A 23485-nucleotide genomic window follows, 5' to 3' on the forward strand; every position below is an offset into this window, starting at 1 on the left:
TACCCAAAATATGTTACAATATTATTTTAATAGAGGGGAATGTCTTATGGAAAAAAGAAATTATCAAAAAGAGTTAGAAAAAATAATCACTAATATAGATAAAGAAAATCCACCGAAACTACTATTGCATAGCTGTTGTGGACCGTGTTCAAGTTATGTTTTAGAGTATTTAAGTCAGTATTTTAAAATTACCTTATTTTATTATAATCCAAATATTTTTCCGAAGAAGGAATATTTTATTAGACTGGAAGAGCAAAAAAAGGTAATAAAGAAAATTCCTTCTAAATATCCTATAGATTTAATTGAGGGAGAATATATTCCTAAAAAATATTATGACAGTATTAAGGGTTACGAAGATTTAGGTGAAGGAACGGAAAGATGTTTTAGATGTTATGAATTTAGAATGAAACAAGCTGCTTTTTTGTGTAAGAAATATAAGATGGATTATTTTACGACTACTTTAAGTATTAGTCCCTATAAAAATGCCAATAAAATAAATGAAATAGGAGAAAAAATTGCTTTAGAGTATAAGGTAAAACATCTGCCATCGGATTTTAAGAAAAAAGGTGGATACCAACGTTCAATAGAACTATCTAAAATTTGGAATTTATACAGACAGGATTACTGTGGTTGTATTTTTTCAAAAAATGAAACAGAAGAGAGAATAAAAAGAAAAAAAGATATACATATGTAGTTATTTGCTTAATTATATATGTATATTTTTCTATAAAATACTATGAAAACCAAATTTTTTAAAACAAGCCTAACTGGTATCTAAATTATCTAGTTGGAATATCAATATACAGTAGGATAATGGTGAAACAGGTATCTTTAAAATGGCTTATTTTCAATATTTGTAGCATTTTTTCTGCGAATGATGTATAATTAAATAAAGAGTACCAGTATAAAAATAAGGAGGAAAAAATGTTTAATTTAGAAAAAAAGGTGTTAGAGGATTTAGGTGCGGTAATTACGGTAGAAGAAGTTGCTCAACAGCCGGATTTATGGCTGGAAACGTTGGAAATTTACAACAAAAACAAAGAAGGAATAGAGAAGTTCATAGATAAGGTTTCAGAAGGCAAAGAAAAAGTAAGAATAATATTTACAGGGGCAGGAACCTCTGCTTATGTTGGAGATATAGCAGCAAAACATCTATTATTAAAAAAGAACAGAAATTTAGTTTTTGAATCAATCCCTACAACCGATATAGTTTCAAATCCATACTTATTTTTTAACAAAGACGAAACTACTGTTTTAGTTTCTTTTGCTAGAAGTGGAAATAGTCCTGAGAGTATTAAGGCAGTTGATTTAGCAAATCAATTAGTAGACGATATTTATCACTTAGCTATAACATGTGCTAAGGAAGGAAAATTATCACAGGATTTGAAGGACAAGGACAATGCTTTTGTCCTATTAATGCCAGACAAATCAAACGATAAAGGTTTTGCTATGACAGGTTCTTTTACCTGTATGCTACTTTCAAGTATATTGATTTTTGACAATGATCTTAGTGAAGAAGAAAAGAAGAATAATGTAGAACTAATAACAAAATTGGGTAAGAATGTAGTGGAAAGAGATGAGGAAATACAACAATTTGTAGATTTGGATTTCAATAGAGTTGTTTATTTAGGTTCCGGTGTATTTACACCACTAACAAGAGAAGCTCAACTAAAAATATTAGAATTAACAGCGGGACAAATTGTAACTTGTTTCGATTCATCTATGGGATTTAGACATGGACCAAAATCCTTTGTTAATGAAAAGACCTTAGTATTCGATTTTGTTTCTACTAATGAATATACAAGAAAATATGATGTAGATATATTAAACGAGATTTTTGAAAATAATATTGCTGTAGGAACTATAGCTATAACAAAAGATAATTTAAATGAAGACTTTAAAGAATTCTCTTTAAATGAAAATACTAATATTGAAGATATATTTTTGGTTTTCCCATATATAATGGTGGCTCAAACAATTGCTATTATGGCAAGTCTAAAGGTAAATAACAAACCAGATACTCCATCTGCAACTGGTACTGTTAATAGAGTGGTAAAAGGAGTAATAATCCATTCATATGAATAGGAGATTAATATGGCAGAAAATTTATATTTGAAGGTAAAAGAAGTTTATTTAAAAGATAAAATTGAAAAAGATAAAATAATTGAAATTGAAAATGGAAAAATAAAAGGATTTGTAGAAGAAGTTCCTACAGGTAAAAGATTTATGGACTATTCAGAATTTATAGCAGCACCAGGATATGTCGATACTCATATTCATGGCTGGGGTGGTTATGACATTATGGATGGAAAAAAAGAAAGTCTTTTAGAAATATCAAAGGGTATAGTAAATAACGGAGTTACAACTTTTTTAGCAACAACATTAACAGCAACAACGGAAGAATTAAATAAGGCATGTGAAGTAGTTGGAAAATACTATAATGAATGTGAAGGTGCTAAAGTAGGAGGAATTTTTCTAGAAGGTCCATTTTTTACTGAAAAATATAAAGGAGCCCAAAATCCGGACTATATGTCTGCGCCAAATTATGAAAAATTAAAAAAATGGTACGATCTTTCAAACGGCTTAGTTAGAAAAATTGCTATTGCACCGGAATTAGAAGGTACTGAAGAATTTACAAAGAAGGCAAAAGAACTAGGTGTATTCGTTGCTTTAGGTCATAGTGATGCAACTTATGAGGAAGCATATAATGCAGTTATGGCAGGAGCTAGTATTTTTGTCCATGTTTATAACGGCATGAGCCCACTACACCATAGAAAACCTGGAATGGTAGGAGCAGCCCTATCATTAAATGATGTTTTTGCTGAATTAATATGTGATGGTCATCATGTACATCCAGCAGCAGCAAATGTGGTTATGAAAGCTAGGGGAAAAGATGAAGTAGTTTTAATAACAGATTGTATGATGGCAGGCGGAATGCCGGAAGGTGAATATAAACTTGGAGATTTTGATGTTCACGTTAAAGATGGCACAGCAAGACTTGATAATGGTTCTTTAGCAGGATCCGTATTAAGACTTGAAGATGGTGTCAAAAATGTTGTTAAGTGGGGAATTGCTACACCATTTGAAGCTATACAAATGGCTAGTCAAATTCCGGCAAAATCAGTTGGCATAGACGATAGAGCAGGAATAATCGATAAGGGTAGAGATGCAGATATAAATATTTTAGATGATAACATGGAAATAATTGCAACATATATAAATGGGGAGTTGAAATCTGCTAAATGATAGTTACGGTAACTTTAAATCCTTCAATTGATATTTCATACAGACTTGAAGAATTTTTAATTGATGATGTAAACAGAACTGATAAAGTTAGTAAAACACCTGGTGGAAAGGGCCTAAATGTTACTAGGGTGTTAAAACAATTAAATGCAAATGTGTTGGCTACAGGATTTATAGGTGGAAGAACCGGAGAATTTTTAGAAGATGGATTAAAGGATTTAAGTATTGATACAAGTTTTTTAAAAGTTAAAGGTAATACAAGAAATTGCATCGCTGTATTACATGAAGGCAAGCAGACTGAAATTTTAGAATCCGGAGAAGAAATATCCAAGGAAGAACAAGAGGAGTTTTTGAGCCTATTTGAGAAAATAATTAAAAAAGCCTCTGTTGTAACAATTTCAGGTTCAGTTCCTCCAGGTATAGCAAGTGATTACTATGAAGAACTTTTAAAAATAGCTGGTCGTAATAATATTAAAGTGATTTTGGACACATCTGGCAATAGTTTAAAAAACATAGTATTAAACAGTGAAATTAAACCTTATTGTATAAAACCAAATGAAACTGAAATAAAGCAAATTGAAGGTAAGGAAATCAATACAAAGAAGGAGTTAATAGAGTATTTAAATTCCAATATATTTGATGAAATTGAGCTAGTTGTTGTAACAATGGGAGGGGAAGGAGCATTAGTAAAATATAAAAATGAGTTTTATAATGCGGAAATTCCAAAAATAAAAGTTGTAAACCCTGTAGGTTCAGGAGATTCAACAGTTGCAGGAATAGCTTATGGTCTTGAAAATAACCTTAGTATAGAAGAACTAATTAAATATGCTATGACTTGTGGGATTTTAAATACAATGGAAGAAAAAACCGGTTTTATTAATGTTAATGAAGTAGAAAATATTAAAAATCAAGTAAAAGTTATAAAATTATAGGAGATAATATGAAAAAATTAACACCAAATAAAAAAGAAGCATTAATTAGATTATCAAATTCAAATAATATTATAGCAGCTTTGGCAATTGACCAAAGGGGAGCTATAAGAAAAATGATGGGAAAAATTGATCCGGAAAAAACTACTGAACAAACTATAGTTGATTTTAAAATAGCAGTGTCTAGAGAATTAACAAAATATTCATCTTCTATTTTATTAGATCCGGAATATGGTTTACCAGCATCAAAAGAAAGAGATAAAAATTCCGGGCTTTTAATAGCTTATGAAAAAACCGGTTATGATGCTAATGCAGTAGGGAGATTACCTGATTTACTTCCAATTTGGTCAGTAAAAAGACTAAAGGAAGCGGGAGCAGATGCGGTAAAAATACTTCTTTATTACGATATAGATGAAGGCGATGAAATCAACGAACAAAAACATGCCTTTATTGAAAGAGTAGGCTCTGAATGTGTTGGAGAAGATATTCCATTTTTCCTAGAAATAATATCATATGATGCAAAAATTGAAGATTCTAAGTCAAAAGAATATGCAAAAATAAAACCTCATAAGGTAAATGATGCAATGAGATTATTTTCTGAAGATAGATACAATGTAGATGTATTAAAAATGGAAGTACCTGTAAATATGGATTATGTTGAAGGTTACGGAGAAGATTATATATATACAAGAGAAGAAGCTTTACAATATTTTAAAGAACAAAGTCAAGCATCAGATTTACCATTTATATTTTTAAGTGCAGGTGTTTCAACAGAGATGTTCCAAGAAACATTAAGATTTGCCAAGGAAGCCGGCTCAACTTTCAATGGAGTTTTATGTGGTAGGGCTACCTGGGCTAAAGGTGTAGATGCCTTTATGGAATCAGAAGAAAAAGGATATGAATGGTTAAAAACAGAAGGTAAGAAAAATATAGAAGACTTAAATAAAGTTATAGAGGAAACAGCTACCCCTTGGACCGATAAATTAGCTTAAGATATGAAACTAGAAAAGAAGAATAAAATACCGCTTTATTCATTATTAGTTGACATATTGGTATCTGAAATGGAGCTTATGAAACCGGGGGATAGGCTTCCATCTGAAAGACAGTTGTGTAGATTATATGGTTTAAGTAGGACAACAGTAAGACAGGCAATATCGGAACTTGAATTAAACGGATATATAGAGAGAATTCACGGGAAAGGCACCTTTGTTGCTACAAGAGATAGTAAAAAACATAATTTGTCTGATTATTATAGCTTTACAGAACAGATGAAAAGCATAGGGAAAAAACCAAAGACAACTGTTTTAGAGTTCCACATTGAAAGATCTAATAAGTTTGTTTCCGATAAATTAAAAATTAAAGAAGGAGATAAGGTTATAAGATTTATAAGGATTAGAGAAGCTGATGGAACTCCAATGATGTTGGAAACTACATTTATTCCCTATAATGATTTTTCTAAAATTACAAAAGATACTTTAAATGAATTACCACTATACGATATTTTTGAAAAAATGTATAATAGAAAAATACATCATGTTGAGGAAGATTTTTCAGCAAGTATAGTTGGAAAAGAAGAGGCTTTTTATTTAAAAGTAAGTCAAGGTGTACCTTGTTTAAGAATTAGAAGACTTAGTTATGATAATAAGGGAAAAATAATTGAGTACACTATAAGTTTTGCAAGAGGAGACCAATTTGCTTACAAGGTTTCTTATAATAGTTAAAAAACAAATATTTAATTTATACAAAAATGGTTCTTTATCAACCTAGTTGATAAAGAACCATTTTATTATTAAAAAAATTTTATTTTAAAATCTTCCGCCTTCTTTAGGATATCCATAGATAGTACCATCTTTTATTTCTATTTCATCATCCCAAGGAAGCTTATAAGTACCATTTGCCAAATCGTTAATATAAGTAAAATGAGTAGTTTTTTCTCCACCGGGCTCTGCTACATATCCTCTAGCCCCTAAATTATATATATTGTTTTCCAATCCCCAAGATTTTCTTGCGTTGTCAGCAAGAACAGGGAAAATTTCAGCTGTTATGATTTCGTTAGGATTTCTATCTCCTTGAACTAAAGTAGTGCCATCATAGTTACATACTTGTCCTTCTCCAAAATAATAGAAAGTATTATCGTATCCAGCTAGGTTAACGGAAATACTATACATTAAATTATGCCAAGCATTAGCAGCATTAGTCAACTTCCATTGTTCGTTAACTATTGTACTATAGCCGGATATTCTAATATAGACATTACATCCTTTATAGGCTGCTTCTCTTGCTAATTCAGGAAACATTCCATCATGACAAATGCAAACTGCCAGTTTACTGCCACCAGGACCATCACATACTGGTATACCTTCATTTCCAGGAGCCCAAGGTTCTATTGGATTCCAAGGAAAGACTTTTCTATATTTAAGTATTATCTCACCATTAGGGTCTATTATTATGGCTGTATTATAAGGGTTTTTATTTGGATCGGGATTTCTTTCCATAATTGAAAATACACCATACACTCCAGCTTCCTTACAAGCATCTGCCATAGCATCAGACTCCTTACCAGGAATATCACAAATAAATTCTTCAGTAGTCCATTTTTTTGTATTTAATCCTTGAAGACTATATTCTGGGAATATTATTAATTCTAAACCTGGATAACCCGACTTCATTGATTTTACCGTGTCTGTAATTACCTTTAATTGTCTATCAATATCTTCTCTTGAATTGATAATAGGAACTTGCAATTGTATTGCTCCAGCTAAAAAACCTAACTTTGGTTTATTGCTACTACCAGAACTACCCATATTTTTCCCTCCTAAAGAAAAACGTATTCCTACATAATTTAATTATGCTTCCTATCACCTACATTGTATAGTTGAAGCCTTTAAAAGTCAATTAAATCTTAAGAATAAGATTATGGGAGAGGGCGTGATTTTACCAATTTTACCAAGTAATAGAAGATACAAAAAAACCAACATTTTATGTACCTATCTCCTAATTTTTAGAGAATATACATATATGTTGGTTTAGGATTTTAATTATAAGAAATTCAAATTAGATTCCTTCAAAATCATCATTATTATTATCTTCTACAACAGGTAATTTGAAAACTGTAATACCTTCTTTACCGGTATTTATTATTGCATTGGAAAACTCTTCTAGGTCATCAATTGGTTCAAAAGCTGCAGTGTAGAGCATTTGGAAATTTGTACCTGCTAACACTTTAATGTTACTATTTTCATTTGTTAATAATACTGACCTATTAAAAGGAGTTCCGCCAGCTAAATCGGTTAATATAATTATATTATCGTATTCTTTTAAGCTTTCTAAAGCTTCTGTTAACTTCTTATCTAAACCTTCAGTTCCATCATTTTCTAAAAAATCAACAACCTTTACATTTTCCATTTCACCAGCTATTAATTTCAATCCACTGTATAAACCGGACGAGAAATTTCCGTGAGCTGTAAGAATTACTCCGTTCATAATACCTCCTTAAAAATAAAAGGAGCCAGAGGCTCCCTTTTTATTTTACTTTTACTCCCTTATACTTGCCAGATTATTGGAAAGCCAATAGCTGTTGGAATTATAGTTCCAGCTAAACCTAATACTAATAATAGTATTATAGATTTAATAGGTGTAAATTGTTTTTTAACCATTAATAAGTAAATTCCTAAAGTTATAAGTAATGGTAATAGTTGTGGTAAAACTGTATCTAAAACACCTTGAATATCAACTTCAACAGGTTGTTCTTCATAACGGTTAAAAGTGATTTCAGATCTTTCATTATCCAATTCTACTATAGCAGCACCTTCTGCTAAATCTTCAGTAATATTACCATCTTCATCTTTTGCATATAGATAATCCTCATATTGAGGTATTTCTGCATTTTCAACAATTGTTGTTATAGGAATAGCGGCGTTTGTTGTACCATTAGGTACTTTAATATTAAGATTTGCACCACCATACACAGCTATTAATGAACCTACTATGAAAACTCCTAGTATTGAAGCAGCTCTTGTAAATTCCTTAGCATTTTGGGTTAAAATATCAATAGCATTTGTACCCATTTTGTAAGACCAATGCATTAAGAAATACCTTATTGCAAATTGGGCAATATTAAAAATCAACAAGAAGAGTATTGGTCCGGCCATACTTCCTTTTGTAGCCATATTAGAAGTAATTCCTGCAGTTATAGGAACAAGAGTTAGCCAGAATAAAGCATCTCCTATACCACCTAAAGGTCCCATTGCTGCAACTCTAACGGCACGAATAGTAGGAATATCAGCCTTGTTTTGTTCTAATGATAGTACAATACCCATAACTAAAGTAACTAAGAATGGATGTGTATTAAAGAATTCCAAGTTATGGGACATTGATGCTGCTAAGTCATCTTTATTAGTGTGAATTTTCTCTAAACCAGGAAGTATTCCCCATAACCATCCACCGGCCTGCATTCTTTCATAGTTAAAAGAAGCTTGTAAAAATAGTGATCTCCATGCCATTTTGTTTAGCGTCTTTTTATCTAAAGGAGCAGCAGGAGTTTGATCCTTATAAGTATTTGGAATATTATATGCCATCTTCGTCACCTCCTGAGCTATCTACAGAAATATTCTTAAATTTTGTTTGAGTTTGATAATCCCAAAACGCAAGCATGAAACCAATTAATGCTAATAAGATCAGTGCAGGGCTAGCTAAGGACTCTATAGAAACTACTATAATAGCTAAAGCAAAGCCTCCAAGGAAAAATCCCCATAGATCTTTTGACATCATTACTTTAAGTAATACTGCAAATCCGACGAATTTCATCATTCCACCGGCAGCTGTTAAACCATTTTGAATTGCATTATACCATACATTATCACTTAGAGCTTGAATTTGTGCAGCTAATGCATTACCACCAATTAAGAATAAAATTCCAATAATTCCAAAAGCGGTTCCTAAAAGTGCCATTGCTAAAAAATTAATTTTTGTAATACCCTTTGTATCTGCATTATGAGCATACTCATCAGCCTTAGTCATCATAGGTGACATTAAAGTAAATATTAATGTAACTGCTGATTGACCTAGGATTGCAAAAGGTATAGCTGCTGCTACTGCAGCTTTTGGTTCTAATCCAACTGAAATTGCTAATATTGTAGCCATAATACCACCAATAACGGCGTTAGGTGGTTGAGCTCCACCAATAGGCATATTACCAATTGTCATTAGTTGATAGAAACCACCAACAACAAGTCCTGTTTTCATGTCTCCTAAAATTGCACCTATAACTGGACCCATTACAATAGGTTGATATAGCGATTCCAGGAAACTGAATTGGTCTATAGCTGCTATAAAAGTAACTATAAATACCAATATAATTTGAATCATACTTTCCTCCTTCTAAAAATTTATTACTAACTATTTTTTAAATAGTTTGTCCACATCTTCGGAAGATTCAGTAGGAACTCTTCTTATTTCGAGTTCTATTCCCTTATCTTGTAATTTTTTGAAGGTTTCAACATCATCATCATCTACAGCAACAACTTTAGCTACTTGACGTTTTCCTTCAGCCATATGCATATTTCCTATATTTACTTTTTTAATAGGAACTCCACCTTCAACAAGTTTTAAAACATCTTGTGGTGTTTCAGCTATAATAAATATTTTTTGTCTTTCAGCTGCTTTACCGATAATATCGATTGTCTTTTGGATTGTGAAATATCTTGTTGCTACACCAGTAGGTGCTGCCATGTCCATTAGACTTTGTCTCATTTTATCTCCGGCAACTTTATCGTTTGCAACTAATAAAAGGTTTGCTCCTATGGAGTTTGTCCACTGTGTTGCTACTTGACCATGAATAAGTCTGTTATCAATTCTAGTTAATACAATATTTGGCATAATAGTTCCTCCTAATATAAATTAATAATAATATTGTTGCTTATCTTATATCTATTATACCCTAAAAACATTGAAAAATAGCGGTTCTTTTTCAAAAATGCCAAAAAAACTCTTTTTGGAATATAAAAGTTGAGTTTTTAGGGATTTAGATTTTAAAGATTTTTTTAAAAATTTTACATTGGCTAACTGGTATCTAAATTTTACTTAATTATTTCTGAAACAGCGTATCTACTGACTTTAAGAACAGCACCAGATTTAACCTCTATTTCTAAATAATCATCTTGTATTTTTCTTACTTTTCCATAAATACCATTGGAAAAAATTACTTCGGAGCCAATTGTAATACTTTTATGTAGATCTTCAAAGTACTTTCTTCTTTTTTTAACAGATCTGTAATTTAAAATAGAATAAATGAGTATAACTAAGATAATTAGTATTATTAGTGCAATAGATGAGCCTAAAACATAATTCCAAATCAAATCAACTTCCCCTCCTTTTAAATGACTTCAAATAGATAATACCCTATAATAGTATATAATTATCATAGCATTTAAAAAACTATTTACAAAAAAAGGTGAAAATATGAAAAAAATATTTATAATAGAAGACGAATTAGCTATAGCCACAGAACTTGAAGAACAATTAAAAAATTGGGGCTATGATGCTAGAAAAGTGGAAGATTTTGAAAGGGTTATTGAAGAGTTTAAGGATTATAATCCGGATTTGGTATTAATGGATATAAAGTTACCGTTTTTAAATGGTTTTATCTGGTGTGAAAGAATTAGAGAATTTTCAAAGACGCCAATTATATTTTTAACATCTGCATCAGATAGTTTAAATTTAATAACTGCAATAAATCATGGAGGGGACGATTTCATTTCGAAACCTTTTGAAATACAGGTTTTAATTGCAAAAATAAAGGCCTTACTAAGACGTACTTATGAATTTGAATTAAGTAATTCTATATTGGAATATAAGGGAGTAATACTGGATACGGACAATATGACTGTAAAGTATGAAGAAAAAGTAGAGTCTTTAACAAAAAATGAATTTTTAATTTTAGAAATTTTAATGGAAAATATTAATAAAGTTATTTCAAGAAATAGAATTATGGACAAGTTATGGAATACAGATAGTTTCATAGATGACAACACTTTAACAGTAAATATTAACAGACTTAGAAAAAAATTGGAGTTAATTGGAATACAGGATTTAATAAAAACTAAAAAAGGAATGGGTTATATTATCCAATGAAAAAATTCATAGATGCAAATAAGTCATATTTTTTAAGTAGCATTATATTTAGCCTTGTATTTTTATTAATACTTTTTATATATAGACTGGACATAAGAATATCTATTTATGGGATTATACTCTATTGTGGAGTTTCCCTTCCAATAGTTATTTATAGGTATAGTAAATATAATTTGGTTATAGAAACCTTGAAATATTTAGAAGATAATACCTTTGAAGAGGATTATGAGAATATTAAATTTGAAAATAATGAATTAGAAAGAAGTTACCATAATTTATATTTAAATAAAAACAAACAGCTAGTGGAAGAAAAAGAAAGAAATAGCAAATTATACAATGAACAAAATGAATATTTAACAATGTGGGTTCATCAAGTTAAAACTCCTATTTCGACAATATCGTTAATTTCTGAAAGAGAAGAAAACAATGAAGTAAAAATGGAATTGTTAAGGGTCAATGAATATATTGACCAAATGATTAACTATATGAAATTTGAAAACTTAAGTCAAGACTATGTCTTTAGAAATATTTCATTAAAAAAAATAATAAACAACTCAATAAAAAAATATAAACTATTCTTTTTCAAAAAGAAATTGTTTGTAGATATTAATATTGATGACATAGATATTTTAACAGATGAAAAATGGTTGTCCTACGTTATTCAACAGATAATTTTTAATGGAATAAAATATATTGAAAAGGGCGGAATTAAAATTTATAATGAAAAAAATAATCCCCACATACTCCATATTGAAGATACAGGTATAGGAATACCTGAAAATGATTTGCAAAATATTACTAAATGGGGTTATACAGGAGAAAATGGCAGGTTAGATAAAAATTCAACAGGAATAGGGCTATATTTAGTTGATAAAATATTAGACAAGTTTAAATATAGTTACAAAATCCATTCAGAAGTAAATAAGGGAACAGATTTCATTATTAATTTAAAGAGAAGGGAAATAATTGAAAATTAAGACAAAAATCTCAAAGTGAATTTGAGGTTTTTTTATTTGTCGTAAAAGTAAAGTGACAAAATGTAAGATTCAAGTAAATTCTGTAAGCTAGGACTAAGGCAAGAAGATAGGAAATAACTTAAAATATAGTTAATAAGTTAAGAAAAGAGGAAAAATATGAAAATACTAGAAATTAATAATTTAAGAAAAATATATAAAACAAAACTTAGTTCTACAACAGTAGAAGCTTTGAAGGATATAAATTTCTCTGTAGAAAAAGGAGAATTTATTGCAATAATGGGGGAGTCGGGTTCAGGTAAATCGACCTTATTAAATTTAATAGCCACCATAGACAATCCAACATCAGGAAAGATTATATTAGATGGGAAAAATATTTCACTAAGTTCAGAAAGTGAAATGGCAGTATTTAGAAGGGAAAATCTTGGTTTTGTCTATCAGGAGTTTAATCTTTTAAATTCTCTAAATAATAAGGATAATATTCTATTACCATTGGTTTTAGCAAATGAAAGAGTAAAGACCATGGAAGAAAAATTAAAACCAATAGCAAAAGCTTTAAATATTGAAAATATAATAAACAAATATCCCTATGAAATATCGGGAGGACAAAAGCAAAGGGTAGCAGTAGCTAGGGCTATAATAACAAAACCGAAATTACTTCTTGCAGACGAACCAACTGGAGCATTGGACTCTAATTCAAGTATGGAACTGTTAAACCTATTTGAAGAAATAAATAAAACAGGCCAGACGATTTTAATGGTTACTCATTCAGCAATGGCAGCAAGTAGGGCCAGCAGGGTTTTATTTATTAAAGATGGGGTAATTTACTACGATATTTATAAGGGCAGCTTAAACAACGAGGAGATGTATAACAAAATAGTAAAAACACAGATGATGCTTTTATCAGGTGGTGAGAGCATTGAATAGAATTTATAGGAAATTTGCAATCCAAAATATTAAGAATAATAAAACCTTATATATTCCCTATATAATTACCTCTTCAATAACCATTTTTATGTTTTACATCTTTCTTGCAATCCAAAACAACCAAGATATTTTACAATCACGTGGTGGAGCATATATAGAAATGGTACTGGAGTTTGGAACCTATATAATTGGAATATTTTCTGTAATATTTCTCATATATACCAATAAATTCCTAGTAAGAAATAGGGACAGAGAGCTAGGTCTTATAAATATGCTAGGGGTAGATAAAAAAGGTATATCTAAAATAATGATATACGAAAATGTAACTTTAACAATAATAAACCTGTTCATAGGAATACTTGCAAGTCTAATTTTTAGTACAGCTATATTTTTGTTAGTATCAAGATTTATGTCTTTAGAATTAAGGGACTATATTTATATTGATTTTGAAAGTATAGTAAAGACCATACTTGTATATTTAGTAATTTTTCTAGTAGTTCTTATTGGAAATATTATAAGAGTAAGAAAACTTAAACCTTTAGAGCTGTTAAAAGAATCGGAAAAAGGTGAGAAGGAGCCTAAGGCTAATATAGTTTTAACAATTATTGGAATAATATGTATGGTAACAGGCTATGTATTGGCTCAAAGTACAAAAAACATTATGGATGCTATGGTTATTTTTTTCATAGCTGTAATTTTAGTAATAATTGGAACCTATCTTCTTTTTACAACTGTAAGTATAGCAATACTTAAAATCTTAAAGAGAAATAAAAAAGTCTACTACAAATCTAAAAATATGACCTTTATTTCATCAATGTTGTTTAGAATGAAACAAAATGCAGTAAGTCTTGCTAACATTTGTATAATTAGCACCATGGTTTTAGTAATGCTAGTAACAACAACTTCACTTTTTATTGGTGGAGAAGATGTAATAAACTCATTTTATCCTTCAGATGTTGATATTAGATACGATGAAATAGACGAAGAAAAAGAGAAAAACGTTGGGGAAATAGTTAAGAAAAATACAGAAAATAAAAATTTAGAAATAAGAGATTATTATAATATTTCCCAATACGATATTACCACAATAAAAACAGAAAGCGGAAATTTCAAAAAAATAAGTGATGGAGATTTTAGTGATATAAGGAATTTACAATTATTTAGTGTATTTGACTTAGAGGATTATAAGAAGGTAACGGGAGAAAAAATAGATTTAAAGGATAATGAAATACTACTATATCAAAACAAGGAAAATGACTTAGACAGCTTTAAAATTGATAATGTTAATTTTAAGGTAAAGGAAAATATTAAGGAAATTGATAATCATTTCAAGAAAAGAGAAATGTCAACTTTTTCAATAGCAACTTTAATAGTGAAGGATAAGGAAAAAATCTATGAAGAAACAATAAGGGATTTAAACTTAGACAATGAAAATGAAAAATTAATGGTTATGGGAACTACAACAATATACTTTGATATTTCCGGCGACAAGGAAGAAATAAATTCAACCTTGGCAGATATAGATAGGGACTTATATGAAAAATATGGCGTATATGAAGATGGCTTTAGAGTATTTAATTTAGACAATAAAATTAAGGGTGAAGAGAACTTTAAGGGAATGCATACAGGTATATATTTAGTTACCATACTTCTTTCACTAGTCTTTATAGTAGCTATGATTATGATAATTTACTATAAGCAAATCTCAGAAGGAATAGAAGATGCTAAAAATATAGGAATTTTAAATAAAATTGGAATGAGCAAGAAGGAAATAAAAAGAAATATTGGAAAACAAACAAGAACAATCTTCTTTACACCATTAATAATCTCTATAATTCATTTAATTGGAGCAAGTAGTCTAATTTATAATTTAATGAATGTTATTTTAGTAGCCAATAAGGAAGTTTTCATAAAAGCAGAAATAATAACGATAATAGTGTATATGGTATTTTATATAATAGTATATAAATTTTCGTCAATAGCATATTATAGTGTACTCAATAAGAATAATAAATAAAGAAACTATATAGATAAAACATAAATAATTATTGAAGTTGATGTAGAAAATGGAGCTGCTTAAATATGGATATTTTAGAAGTTAAAAACTTATGTAAAGTTTATGGTAATAATGAGATAAAAATAAATGCTGTTGATAATATATCTGTAAATGTTAAAAAAGGAGAATTTGTAACTGTCATTGGTGAATCAGGCTCAGGAAAATCTACATTATTAAATTGTATAGGAGGATTATTAAATCCTACATCAGGAGAAGTTTATATAAAAGGGAAAAATATTTATTCCTTAGATGAAGAGGAGCGTACTATTTTTAGAAGACAGAATATAGGTTTTATTTTTCAGTCATTTAATCTAATAGCTGAGCTAAATGTAGAGCAGAATATAATATTTCCAATTTTATTGGATTATAAAAAACCAGAAGAGAAGGAAGTAGATGAAATATTAAATATTTTAGGCCTATTGGATCGTAGACATCACTTGCCTAGTCAATTATCAGGAGGGCAACAACAAAGAGTGGCTATTGGTAGGGCATTAATTACAAAACCAATGTTGATTTTAGCAGATGAACCAACAGGAAACTTGGACACGAAAACCGGAGAGGAAGTTATAGAACTACTATTAAAGGCATCGGAACTTTATAATCAAACAATTTTAATGATTACACATAATTTAAAACTAACAAATTATTCAAAGAGAATTATAAAAATAGTTGATGGTAAAGTTAAAGTAGATGTTAAAAACAATAACAATAGAGGAAATTGAAATGAAACACTATCTTGATTTAGTTTGGATTTCTTCTAGATATCATAAAAAGAAAAGTAGAATGACAAGAATTTGTATCTTACTAGCTGTATTTTTAGTTACTGTAATTTTTAGTATGGCAGATATGGAAATTAGAAGTCAAAAAATACAAACAGTTAATAGTGATGGTGCATGGCATATAAGTTTAAAGAACATAAGCTCTAAACAGGCTGAAAAAATATCTAAAAGAAAAGATGTTAAGCATTCAAGTTGGTATGATGTATATAATTATAATTTAGATAAAAATTTATTAATAGGAGAATCGAATGGGGTCTTTATGGGAATAGAGAATGATTTTTTTGAATTTTTCCCTTCTATAAAAAAAGTAGAAGGGGGATTTCCTAAAAAAGACAACGACATTATACTAACTAATAATTCTAAAGATAGGTTGAATGTTCAATTAGAAGATACTGTAAACTTAAAATTCCCATCAGGCAAGACTAAGAAATTAAATATTTGTGGATTTGTTAATGATACATCTATGATAACAAAAAATGATTCAATAGGTGGAATGATGAAAATAGAAGTATTTAATAAATTATTAGCAGTGGAGGATGGTGAATTTTCCAAAAATAAAAATATGTTCTATGTAGAATTTACATCTTACACCAATATACAAAAAGCAATATCAAATATTTGCCAAGACTATGGAATAGATAAAAACCAAGTAGGAGAAAATACAAAACTATTGGGGCTAATGTTACAAAGTGATGATAACTATATGATGCAACTTTATATAGCTGCAATTATATTGGCCATATTAGTGACTATTTCGGGAATATTAATGATTAGCAGCAGTTTAAGTAACGAAATAACAAGACGTATAGAATTTTTTGGTTCATTACGTTGCTTGGGAGCAACACCTAAACAAGTGAAAAAAATAGTTAGGAGAGAAGCTTTAAATTGGTGTGTAAGCTCTATGCCTTTAGGTATCATATTAGCTCTTATAGTTGTATGGTTACTTTGTGCTACCCTTAAATTTATGAGTCCTGTATACTTTAAGGATTTACCGGCATTGGGCATAAGTTGGATAGGTATAGTTCTAGGAATATTAGTTGGACTTATAACTGTATTATTGTCGGCTAGAATTCCTGCAAAAAAAGCTTCACAAACCTCTCTTTTAGTAGCATTATCAGGAAATAGGGAAGGTGAATATAGAGCGAAGAAGGCTGCTAATCTAAAAATATTTCATGTTGATACAGCTTTGGGGATTTATCATGCAAAGGAGAATAAAAGAAAAAGCATATTAATAGTTCTATCATTTGCCTTTAGCATTATTTTATTCTTAGCATTTAATACTGCTATACATTTTATGAATCATGCCATTTCCCCTTTAAATAAAAATACTCCAGATATTTCAATAATAAGTAGGAATAATTCTAATTCTATAAAAAGTAATCTAATAGAGGATATAAAATTAAACAAATCTGTAGATAAGGTATACGGAAGAAAACTTGTATATGACCTTAATGGAAAAATAGATGGGGTAAGTAAAAAAATAAACTTAGTTTCTTATGATGATTTGCAGCTTGACTGGGCAAAAGATGATTTAATAAAAGGAAGCCTGGATAAGATAAAGAATAATAATGGAGCTTTAATAGTTTATTCCGAAAAAAACAAAAATAAAATAGATGATAATATTTCTATAAATATTAATGAGGAAGAAATAAATCTTAAAGTTTCAGGTGTCTTATCAAAATCTCCATTTAAAAATAATAAAAATATAGAAACGATAATTTGTTCCGAAGAATTATTTACAAAAATAACTAAGCAAAAAAATTATACAATAGTTGATTTACAATTAAAGAATAAAATTGCAGAAGAAGATATTAATGAGATTAGAAATAGAGTTGGAAATGAGTTTATTTTTTCTGATTTGAGACTAGAAAATGAAGAAACCATAGGAGCGTATTATTCATTTGCCCTATTTATGTATGGATTTCTTATTATTATTGCTCTAATAGCCATATTTAATATTATAAATAATATTTCCATGGGTGTGTCTTCTCGAATGAATCAGTATAGGATTATGAAGGCTATAGGAACGAAAAATAGTCAGATTATAAAAATAATAGGAACAGAGGCCGTTATTTATGGTGTGTTAGGAATAGTAATAGGATGTTTAATTGGAGTACCAATAAACAAATTTCTTTTTAATAAGCTGATTACTACACAGTGGGGAACAGCTTGGACTATTCCAATATATTCAATTTTTATAATTGTTTTCATAATAATTGTATCAATATTACTATCAATATATGGACCAAAGAAAAGAATATATAATATGACAATAGCTAAAGAATCTAATATTTAAATTTTTATTAGAATATAAAATTGTTTAAGTTGGTTTATGTTCTTGGTAAGAGTTGTTTTGCAAGAAGAGTGTGTAATACTATAATCTATTTTTATATTGATAGATTTAAAGTTTAGGGAAGGCATATATTAATTATTTTTCCTTATACAAAAACATATATACTTAAATATAATTGAAAAAATATAAATTTTACCCTATAATATATATAATGTATAAGGAGGAAGAAATGATAAGAAAAAGTAAAAGTTTAAAGAAAACATTTGTGTTTTTTGTTGTAGCTGTAATGTTATTGTTTAGTACAAAAACTTTAGCATCAGAGCAAGGTTATGGTGGTGGAATACCAACTCAAGGCGTAACAGGTTATGGCGGTGGATTACAAACTCCAGGTGAAACAGGCTATGGTGGTGGAATACCAGCTCCAGGCAAAATAGGCTACGGTGGTGGATTACCAGCTCCAGATGAAATATTAGGCTATGGCGGTGGATTACCAGCTCCAGGTGTACCAGGTTATGGTGGTGGATTACCAGCTCCAGGCGAAATAGGCTACGGTGGTGGATTACCAGCTCCAGGTGAAATAGGCTACGGTGGTGGATTACCAGCTCCAGGCGAAATAGGCTATGGTGGTGGATTACCAGCTCCAGGTGAAACAGGCTATGGCGGTGGATTACCAGCTCCAGGTGAAACAGGCTACGGTGGTGGATTACCAGCTCCAGGTGAAACAGGCTACGGTGGTGGATTACCAGCTCCAGGTGAAACAGGCTATGGTGGTGGATTACCAGCTCCAGAAGAAGAAACAAAACCAACAGATGCAACAAAACCAACAGATGCAACAAAACCAACAGATGCAACAAGGCCAACAGATGCAACAAAACCAACAGATGCAACAAAACCAACAGATGCAACAAAACCAACAGATGTAACAAAATTAACAGATGCAACAAAACCAGAAAAAGAAACAAAGGTAGTTGATTCAAAAAAAGATGAGAATAAATTACCAAAAACTGGGATTATGGATATGTCAATGTTATCTATAGTTGGTATTGCTTTAGGTGGATCAGGAGTGTATTTGTTCAAAAACAAAAAAAGATAGTTATATGAATAAGATTTGAAGTATTCTTTATTGTAGAAGAAATATAATCTTATATAAATTGTTAAAAATCCTTTTAATTAAGACATATTGGCTCTTAGCTAAAAGGATTTTTTAATGTATAAAGAGAATGTGGTAAAAGTTTAAAAGGTTCTTTGTCAAATAGTAATAATAGATTTATTTTCATCAACACTATAAATTATAGAACCACTATTAATTGATTTCATTTATTATTTTAAATTCCCCTTTCAGACATTTTTATCTCAATTTCACTTGTATTAATTCCAACCATAGCCTCTCCTAAGTCTTCGGAAAGTTCTGCAATTATTTTAGGCTTATTATAATTTTTCACAGCTTTAACAATGGCTTTAGCTCGTTTTACAGCATCGCCTGATTTAAAGATACCGGAACCTACAAATACTCCTTGGGCTCCTAATTTCATCATTAAAACTGCATCAGCAGGTGTTGCTATTCCGCCAGCTGAAAAATTTGCTACCGGTAATTTTTTATTATCATGTACATATTTTAGTAATTCATAAGAAACTTGTAACTTTTTAGCTTCTGTAAATAATTCGTCTTCATCCATAAAAGAAACTATTTTTATCTGTCTGTTGATTTCACGCATATGGGTTACTGCTTGGACAATATCGCCAGTTCCAGGTTCCCCTTTTGTTCTTATCATTGAAGCACCTTCTGTTATTCTTCTTAAAGCCTCTCCTAAATTTTTAGCTCCACAGACAAAGGGGGTTTTAAATTTATTTTTATTTATATGATTTTCATTGTCTGCAGGGGATAGTACCTCACTTTCGTCAATACAGTCAATATTTAAAGCCTCAAGAATTTCTCCTTCGACAAAATGACCAATTCTTACCTTTGCCATTACAGGTATATTTACTGAAGCCATAATTTCTTTTATCATTTTAGGGTCACTCATTCTAGCAACTCCACCTTCAATTCTAATATCAGCCGGGATTTTTTCTAAAGCCATTACAGCACAAGCTCCAGCTTCTTCAGCGATTTTAGCCTGTTCAGGAGTTGTAACATCCATAATTACTCCGCCAATTAAACTATTAGTAAATTCTATTTTCAAATTTTGATTCATTATTAACCTCCAATTAATTCTATTGTTATAACAATATATTTATGATAACGTTATACTGACACCATAACAAGAGCCAGAAAAGTAAATTAGATAGTACCAGTGGAGGTAATTATGATTTATATAGATAAAAATTCGAAAGAGCCTTATTATTTACAAATTTATAACAATATATTAGATGATATTATATCGGGAAAAATAGTTGCGGGAACAAAATTAATGGGAAGCAGGACCCTTTCAGAAAAGTTGGAAGTAAGTAGAAATACTGTTAATTCTGCCTATGCTCAACTAGAAGCAGAAGGATACATAGAGTCTAAGAAGGGTTCTAATTTTGAAGTTTTAAATATACCAAAGATAAACAAAGCTAATAGGGAAGATTTTAAGGAAGAAGAAATAAAAAATAAAACTAAGATTAAAAACAATAGTATGGTTTTTGACTTACATTTTTCAAATAATTTATTTCCAAAAGCAAAGTGGAGAAAATATTCTTTGGAAGCTTTAAATAATTATGAAGAAGTATGTAATTTAAAAAATGAAAAGGGAAGTGTTTTTTTAAGAAATGAATTAAGAAAATACTTGTACGAATCAAGAGGAGTAAACTGTAGTGAAAATCAAATTATTATTACAAATGGCTTACAGGATTCTTTACAATTAATTATTAATTTACTTGAATTAAACAATGGTACTGTAGCTGTAGAAGAACCCTGTTATCATGATGCATATTCAATTTTTGAAGAAAGCTCTAATATAGAAAAAATTTTAATAGATAAAGAAGGTATAAAAATACCTGAGGAAGTTATTTCTGAAAAAATAAAAGCAATTTATACTACACCATCACATCAGTTTCCTACAGGAATAGTTATGTCCATAAAAAGGCGCTATGAGCTTTTAAAATGGGCAGAAAAGAATAATTCATATATTATTGAAGATGATTATGATAGTGAATTTACCTATTATACTAAGCCAATACCATCATTACAATCCATTGATGAAAATAACAGGGTAATATATTTAGGAACTTTTTCAAAGTCCATTTCTCCAGCTATTAGAATGGGCTATGTAATTTTACCTAAATATCTTGTTGAAAAATATAAGGAAAAAACAAATAAGTACAATTGTTCAGTTTCTTTAATTGATCAGTATATTGTTGCAAGGTTTATTGAATCCGGTGATTATAAAAGACATATTCGAAAATTATGTGTTAGTTTTAAAAAAAATCATGATTTATTTGTAAAGAAATTAAGTAAATTTAATAGTGAAATTAAAATACTTAAATCGGGGGCTGGAATATGGATTTTACTGGAATTTCCTAAGGAGAAAAGCTATGAAGAAATTTTAACCTCTGCTGAAAAACAAGGTGTTAAAGTCTACACTTCCAAGGGAAATTGGCACCAAGAAAATAAGGAGAGTAAATTGATTTTAATTGGACTTGCCCATATTAAATATAAGGATATAGAAAACTGCATAGAAAGACTGAAAAAAGCTTGGACTTAAAAGATAGGTAATTATAGAATAAAATATTTTAATAAGGAAGTTTATTTATAGGTGGATATAATTTGAGCTTACTAAAAAGATATAGGTAATATGAACTAAATTCAAGTACTTGAAAATAAGATTTAATAGAGCTGGGTTATGGAAATTTTTCCAGCATTGTTGATGTTTTAACCACAAAAGACTTTATAAAAAACTATAATAACATTCAATTTAAAGTTTTGAAAATAATGACAATAATTTTACTAGTAAAATCTTTAGTTATTTTCATCTTAATAGTTGGAGTATTTATAGGTGTTATTGCTAAATTTAAATTAGTATTTAAGAATTAGTGCCCAATACTATAAATTATTGACTAAAAAACTAAAAACACTAAAAAACCAGTAAATTGGATTTTTAGTGTTTTATTAATTTTTAGTTATCATGTAATATTTTAATTATTTGTTTTGCAGAATCACCGTTGCCGTAAATTCCTTTTTCAAATTTTGTATTGTTATTTTCCATGATTTTTTCATATATTTCATTAGGTTCTGCTAGTAGGTTAATTCCTTTATCGGTTAATTCCCTCCAAGATGTGTCCGGCATTACAACAACACCTTCTTTATTTGCAAAATAACTTTCCTTTTGGAATCCGCCACTATCAGTTAAGGCTTTTTTACAGTTTTGTACAAGTCCCATTAAGTTTAAATAATCTATTGGTTCTAAGATTTTCAAATCCTTTATATATTTTTCTAGATTATTGGCTTTTATTCTAGCGGCAGTTCTTGGGTGAATAGGCCAAACTACCGGTGTTTCGCTATTAACCATAGCAACTTGTTCCAATATTGTTTGTAATTTTTTAGGGTCATCTACATTAAAGTCCCTATGTAAGGTCATAACAATATAGTTGTTTGCCTCCAAATTTAGCTTTTCTATTAAGGAATTGTCAAAATAAGGTATCATTTCTAGGTAGATATCATACATTACATCACCGGTAAAAAATACATTGTTTTTAATACCTTCTCCTTCTAAGTTCTTTAGTCCATAATCACTAGGAACAAAGAGATAATTTGAAATCCTGTCGGTTATAACTCTGTTTATTTCCTCAGGCATATCCTTAGGTTCTTGACGAAGTCCTGCTTCAATATGGGCAACCTTTATTTTTAATTTTGATGCAGCTATTGCACCGGCTAATGTAGAATTTGTATCACCATAAAGTATAACTACATCCGGTTTTTCCTTTACCATGATCTTTTCGATTTCAATTAACATATTACCAGTCATTTGACCATGGGAGGAACCATTAATTCCTAAATTGTAATCCGGTTTTTTCATATTTAAAACTTGAAAGAAAATATCGGACATATTTTCATCATAATGTTGTCCAGTATGAACAACTATTTCTTCAATATCCTTATATTTGTTTATTTCTTTTTGTATTATAGCTTCCTTTACAAATTGTGGTCTAGCACCAATTATAGATAGTATTTTCAT

22 protein-coding genes are annotated in these 23485 nt (G+C 29.6%); 14 read left to right on the top strand and 8 right to left on the bottom strand.

The features are described 5' to 3' along the window. Positions 1-46: 46 nt before the first annotated feature. From JFY71_RS06615 to JFY71_RS06640, 6 genes are all read left to right on the top strand, one after another. Positions 47-694, top strand: coding sequence for an epoxyqueuosine reductase QueH (locus JFY71_RS06615; protein ID WP_243660035.1), 648 nt, complete (start codon positions 47-49; stop codon positions 692-694). Between the two features lie 230 nt (positions 695-924). After that, positions 925-2085 (top strand): SIS domain-containing protein, encoded by a 1161-nt coding sequence (locus JFY71_RS06620; protein WP_243660036.1) that lies wholly within the window; start codon positions 925-927, stop codon positions 2083-2085. Positions 2086-2094: 9 nt separating this feature from the next. Further along, positions 2095-3246: an N-acetylglucosamine-6-phosphate deacetylase gene (gene nagA / locus JFY71_RS06625; protein ID WP_243660037.1), complete on the top strand. Its 1152-nt coding sequence runs from the start codon at positions 2095-2097 to the stop codon at positions 3244-3246. Next, entirely contained in the window at positions 3243-4175 is a 933-nt protein-coding gene (gene pfkB / locus JFY71_RS06630; protein ID WP_243660038.1) for a 1-phosphofructokinase, read from the top strand. Before nagA ends, pfkB begins: the two co-directional genes overlap by 4 nt. Positions 4176-4183: 8 nt before the next feature. Continuing rightward, on the top strand, positions 4184-5164 hold the full coding sequence (gene lacD / locus JFY71_RS06635; RefSeq protein ID WP_243660039.1) for a tagatose-bisphosphate aldolase: 981 nt from the start codon (positions 4184-4186) through the stop codon (positions 5162-5164). Between the two features lie 3 nt (positions 5165-5167). Further along, complete coding sequence (locus tag JFY71_RS06640; protein ID WP_243660040.1) at positions 5168-5893, top strand: GntR family transcriptional regulator; 726 nt, start codon at positions 5168-5170, stop codon at positions 5891-5893. A gap of 84 nt (positions 5894-5977) precedes the next feature. Here the strand turns inward: JFY71_RS06640 and JFY71_RS06645 are convergent, their stop codons facing one another. The 6 genes from JFY71_RS06645 to yajC form a co-directional block, all read right to left on the bottom strand. Beyond that, entirely contained in the window at positions 5978-6976 is a 999-nt protein-coding gene (locus JFY71_RS06645) for a formamidase (protein ID WP_243660041.1), read from the bottom strand. A gap of 250 nt (positions 6977-7226) precedes the next feature. Beyond that, positions 7227-7655, bottom strand: a complete 429-nt coding sequence (locus JFY71_RS06650) for a PTS sugar transporter subunit IIA domain-containing protein (protein ID WP_243660042.1) — start codon at positions 7653-7655, stop codon at positions 7227-7229. Positions 7656-7714: 59 nt separating this feature from the next. Further along, positions 7715-8749, bottom strand: coding sequence for a PTS system mannose/fructose/sorbose family transporter subunit IID (locus JFY71_RS06655; RefSeq protein WP_243660043.1), 1035 nt, complete (start codon positions 8747-8749; stop codon positions 7715-7717). Next, positions 8739-9539 (bottom strand): PTS mannose/fructose/sorbose/N-acetylgalactosamine transporter subunit IIC, encoded by an 801-nt coding sequence (locus tag JFY71_RS06660; protein WP_243660044.1) that lies wholly within the window; start codon positions 9537-9539, stop codon positions 8739-8741. The genes JFY71_RS06655 and JFY71_RS06660 overlap by 11 nt, the downstream gene beginning before the upstream one ends. A 30-nt stretch (positions 9540-9569) precedes the next feature. Beyond that, positions 9570-10049, bottom strand: coding sequence for a PTS N-acetylgalactosamine transporter subunit IIB (gene agaV, locus JFY71_RS06665; RefSeq protein ID WP_243660045.1), 480 nt, complete (start codon positions 10047-10049; stop codon positions 9570-9572). Positions 10050-10249: 200 nt separating this feature from the next. After that, positions 10250-10528 (bottom strand): preprotein translocase subunit YajC, encoded by a 279-nt coding sequence (yajC, locus tag JFY71_RS06670; protein WP_243660046.1) that lies wholly within the window; start codon positions 10526-10528, stop codon positions 10250-10252. Between the two features lie 103 nt (positions 10529-10631). Here yajC and JFY71_RS06675 point away from each other — a divergent pair, with 103 nt between their 5' ends. The 7 genes from JFY71_RS06675 to JFY71_RS06705 all read left to right on the top strand — a co-directional run bounded on the left by JFY71_RS06675 (position 10632) and on the right by JFY71_RS06705 (position 19425). Next, positions 10632-11303 (top strand): response regulator transcription factor, encoded by a 672-nt coding sequence (locus tag JFY71_RS06675; protein ID WP_243660047.1) that lies wholly within the window; start codon positions 10632-10634, stop codon positions 11301-11303. After that, on the top strand, positions 11300-12280 hold the full coding sequence (locus tag JFY71_RS06680; RefSeq protein ID WP_243660048.1) for a sensor histidine kinase: 981 nt from the start codon (positions 11300-11302) through the stop codon (positions 12278-12280). The genes JFY71_RS06675 and JFY71_RS06680 overlap by 4 nt, the downstream gene beginning before the upstream one ends. Positions 12281-12436: 156 nt before the next feature. Further along, positions 12437-13204, top strand: coding sequence for an ABC transporter ATP-binding protein (locus tag JFY71_RS06685; RefSeq protein ID WP_243660049.1), 768 nt, complete (start codon positions 12437-12439; stop codon positions 13202-13204). Then, positions 13197-15221, top strand: coding sequence for an ABC transporter permease (locus tag JFY71_RS06690; RefSeq protein ID WP_243660050.1), 2025 nt, complete (start codon positions 13197-13199; stop codon positions 15219-15221). The genes JFY71_RS06685 and JFY71_RS06690 overlap by 8 nt, the downstream gene beginning before the upstream one ends. Before the next feature lie 65 nt (positions 15222-15286). Next, positions 15287-15982 carry an ABC transporter ATP-binding protein gene (locus JFY71_RS06695; RefSeq protein WP_243660051.1) on the top strand — a complete coding sequence of 232 codons (696 nt, stop codon included), beginning with the start codon at positions 15287-15289 and terminating at the stop codon, positions 15980-15982. A gap of 1 nt (position 15983) precedes the next feature. Continuing rightward, positions 15984-18335, top strand: a complete 2352-nt coding sequence (locus tag JFY71_RS06700; RefSeq protein ID WP_243660052.1) for an ABC transporter permease — start codon at positions 15984-15986, stop codon at positions 18333-18335. A 226-nt stretch (positions 18336-18561) separates the two neighbouring features. Beyond that, positions 18562-19425 carry an LPXTG cell wall anchor domain-containing protein gene (locus JFY71_RS06705; RefSeq protein WP_243660053.1) on the top strand — a complete coding sequence of 288 codons (864 nt, stop codon included), beginning with the start codon at positions 18562-18564 and terminating at the stop codon, positions 19423-19425. Positions 19426-19657: 232 nt separating this feature from the next. Here the strand turns inward: JFY71_RS06705 and pdxS are convergent, their stop codons facing one another. Further along, positions 19658-20524: a pyridoxal 5'-phosphate synthase lyase subunit PdxS gene (pdxS, locus tag JFY71_RS06710; protein WP_243660054.1), complete on the bottom strand. Its 867-nt coding sequence runs from the start codon at positions 20522-20524 to the stop codon at positions 19658-19660. Between the two features lie 111 nt (positions 20525-20635). Between pdxS and pdxR the strand changes: the two genes are divergently transcribed. After that, the gene (pdxR, locus tag JFY71_RS06715) at positions 20636-22015 is read left to right on the top strand and encodes a MocR-like pyridoxine biosynthesis transcription factor PdxR (protein ID WP_243660055.1); all 1380 of its coding nucleotides are present in this window, start codon (positions 20636-20638) and stop codon (positions 22013-22015) included. A 411-nt stretch (positions 22016-22426) separates the two neighbouring features. Here the strand turns inward: pdxR and wecB are convergent, their stop codons facing one another. Beyond that, positions 22427-23485, bottom strand: coding sequence for a non-hydrolyzing UDP-N-acetylglucosamine 2-epimerase (gene wecB / locus JFY71_RS06720; protein WP_243660056.1), 1059 nt, complete (start codon positions 23483-23485; stop codon positions 22427-22429).

This window comes from Miniphocaeibacter halophilus (genome assembly GCF_016458825.1).
GTDB classification, from domain to species: domain Bacteria; phylum Bacillota; class Clostridia; order Tissierellales; family Peptoniphilaceae; genus Miniphocaeibacter; species Miniphocaeibacter halophilus.

Coding starts and splice junctions, on each gene's coding strand:
- JFY71_RS06615 (WP_243660035.1), top strand. CDS start 47: ATGGAAAAAAGAAATTATCAAAAAGAGTTAGAAAAAATAATCACTAAT.
- JFY71_RS06620 (WP_243660036.1), top strand. CDS start 925: ATGTTTAATTTAGAAAAAAAGGTGTTAGAGGATTTAGGTGCGGTAATT.
- nagA (WP_243660037.1), top strand. CDS start 2,095: ATGGCAGAAAATTTATATTTGAAGGTAAAAGAAGTTTATTTAAAAGAT.
- pfkB (WP_243660038.1), top strand. CDS start 3,243: ATGATAGTTACGGTAACTTTAAATCCTTCAATTGATATTTCATACAGA.
- lacD (WP_243660039.1), top strand. CDS start 4,184: ATGAAAAAATTAACACCAAATAAAAAAGAAGCATTAATTAGATTATCA.
- JFY71_RS06640 (WP_243660040.1), top strand. CDS start 5,168: ATGAAACTAGAAAAGAAGAATAAAATACCGCTTTATTCATTATTAGTT.
- JFY71_RS06645 (WP_243660041.1), bottom strand. CDS start 6,976: ATGGGTAGTTCTGGTAGTAGCAATAAACCAAAGTTAGGTTTTTTAGCT.
- JFY71_RS06650 (WP_243660042.1), bottom strand. CDS start 7,655: ATGAACGGAGTAATTCTTACAGCTCACGGAAATTTCTCGTCCGGTTTA.
- JFY71_RS06655 (WP_243660043.1), bottom strand. CDS start 8,749: ATGGCATATAATATTCCAAATACTTATAAGGATCAAACTCCTGCTGCT.
- JFY71_RS06660 (WP_243660044.1), bottom strand. CDS start 9,539: ATGATTCAAATTATATTGGTATTTATAGTTACTTTTATAGCAGCTATA.
- agaV (WP_243660045.1), bottom strand. CDS start 10,049: ATGCCAAATATTGTATTAACTAGAATTGATAACAGACTTATTCATGGT.
- JFY71_RS06675 (WP_243660047.1), top strand. CDS start 10,632: ATGAAAAAAATATTTATAATAGAAGACGAATTAGCTATAGCCACAGAA.
- JFY71_RS06680 (WP_243660048.1), top strand. CDS start 11,300: ATGAAAAAATTCATAGATGCAAATAAGTCATATTTTTTAAGTAGCATT.
- JFY71_RS06685 (WP_243660049.1), top strand. CDS start 12,437: ATGAAAATACTAGAAATTAATAATTTAAGAAAAATATATAAAACAAAA.
- JFY71_RS06695 (WP_243660051.1), top strand. CDS start 15,287: ATGGATATTTTAGAAGTTAAAAACTTATGTAAAGTTTATGGTAATAAT.
- JFY71_RS06700 (WP_243660052.1), top strand. CDS start 15,984: ATGAAACACTATCTTGATTTAGTTTGGATTTCTTCTAGATATCATAAA.
- JFY71_RS06705 (WP_243660053.1), top strand. CDS start 18,562: ATGATAAGAAAAAGTAAAAGTTTAAAGAAAACATTTGTGTTTTTTGTT.
- pdxS (WP_243660054.1), bottom strand. CDS start 20,524: ATGAATCAAAATTTGAAAATAGAATTTACTAATAGTTTAATTGGCGGA.
- pdxR (WP_243660055.1), top strand. CDS start 20,636: ATGATTTATATAGATAAAAATTCGAAAGAGCCTTATTATTTACAAATT.
- wecB (WP_243660056.1), bottom strand. CDS start 23,485: ATGAAAATACTATCTATAATTGGTGCTAGACCACAATTTGTAAAGGAA.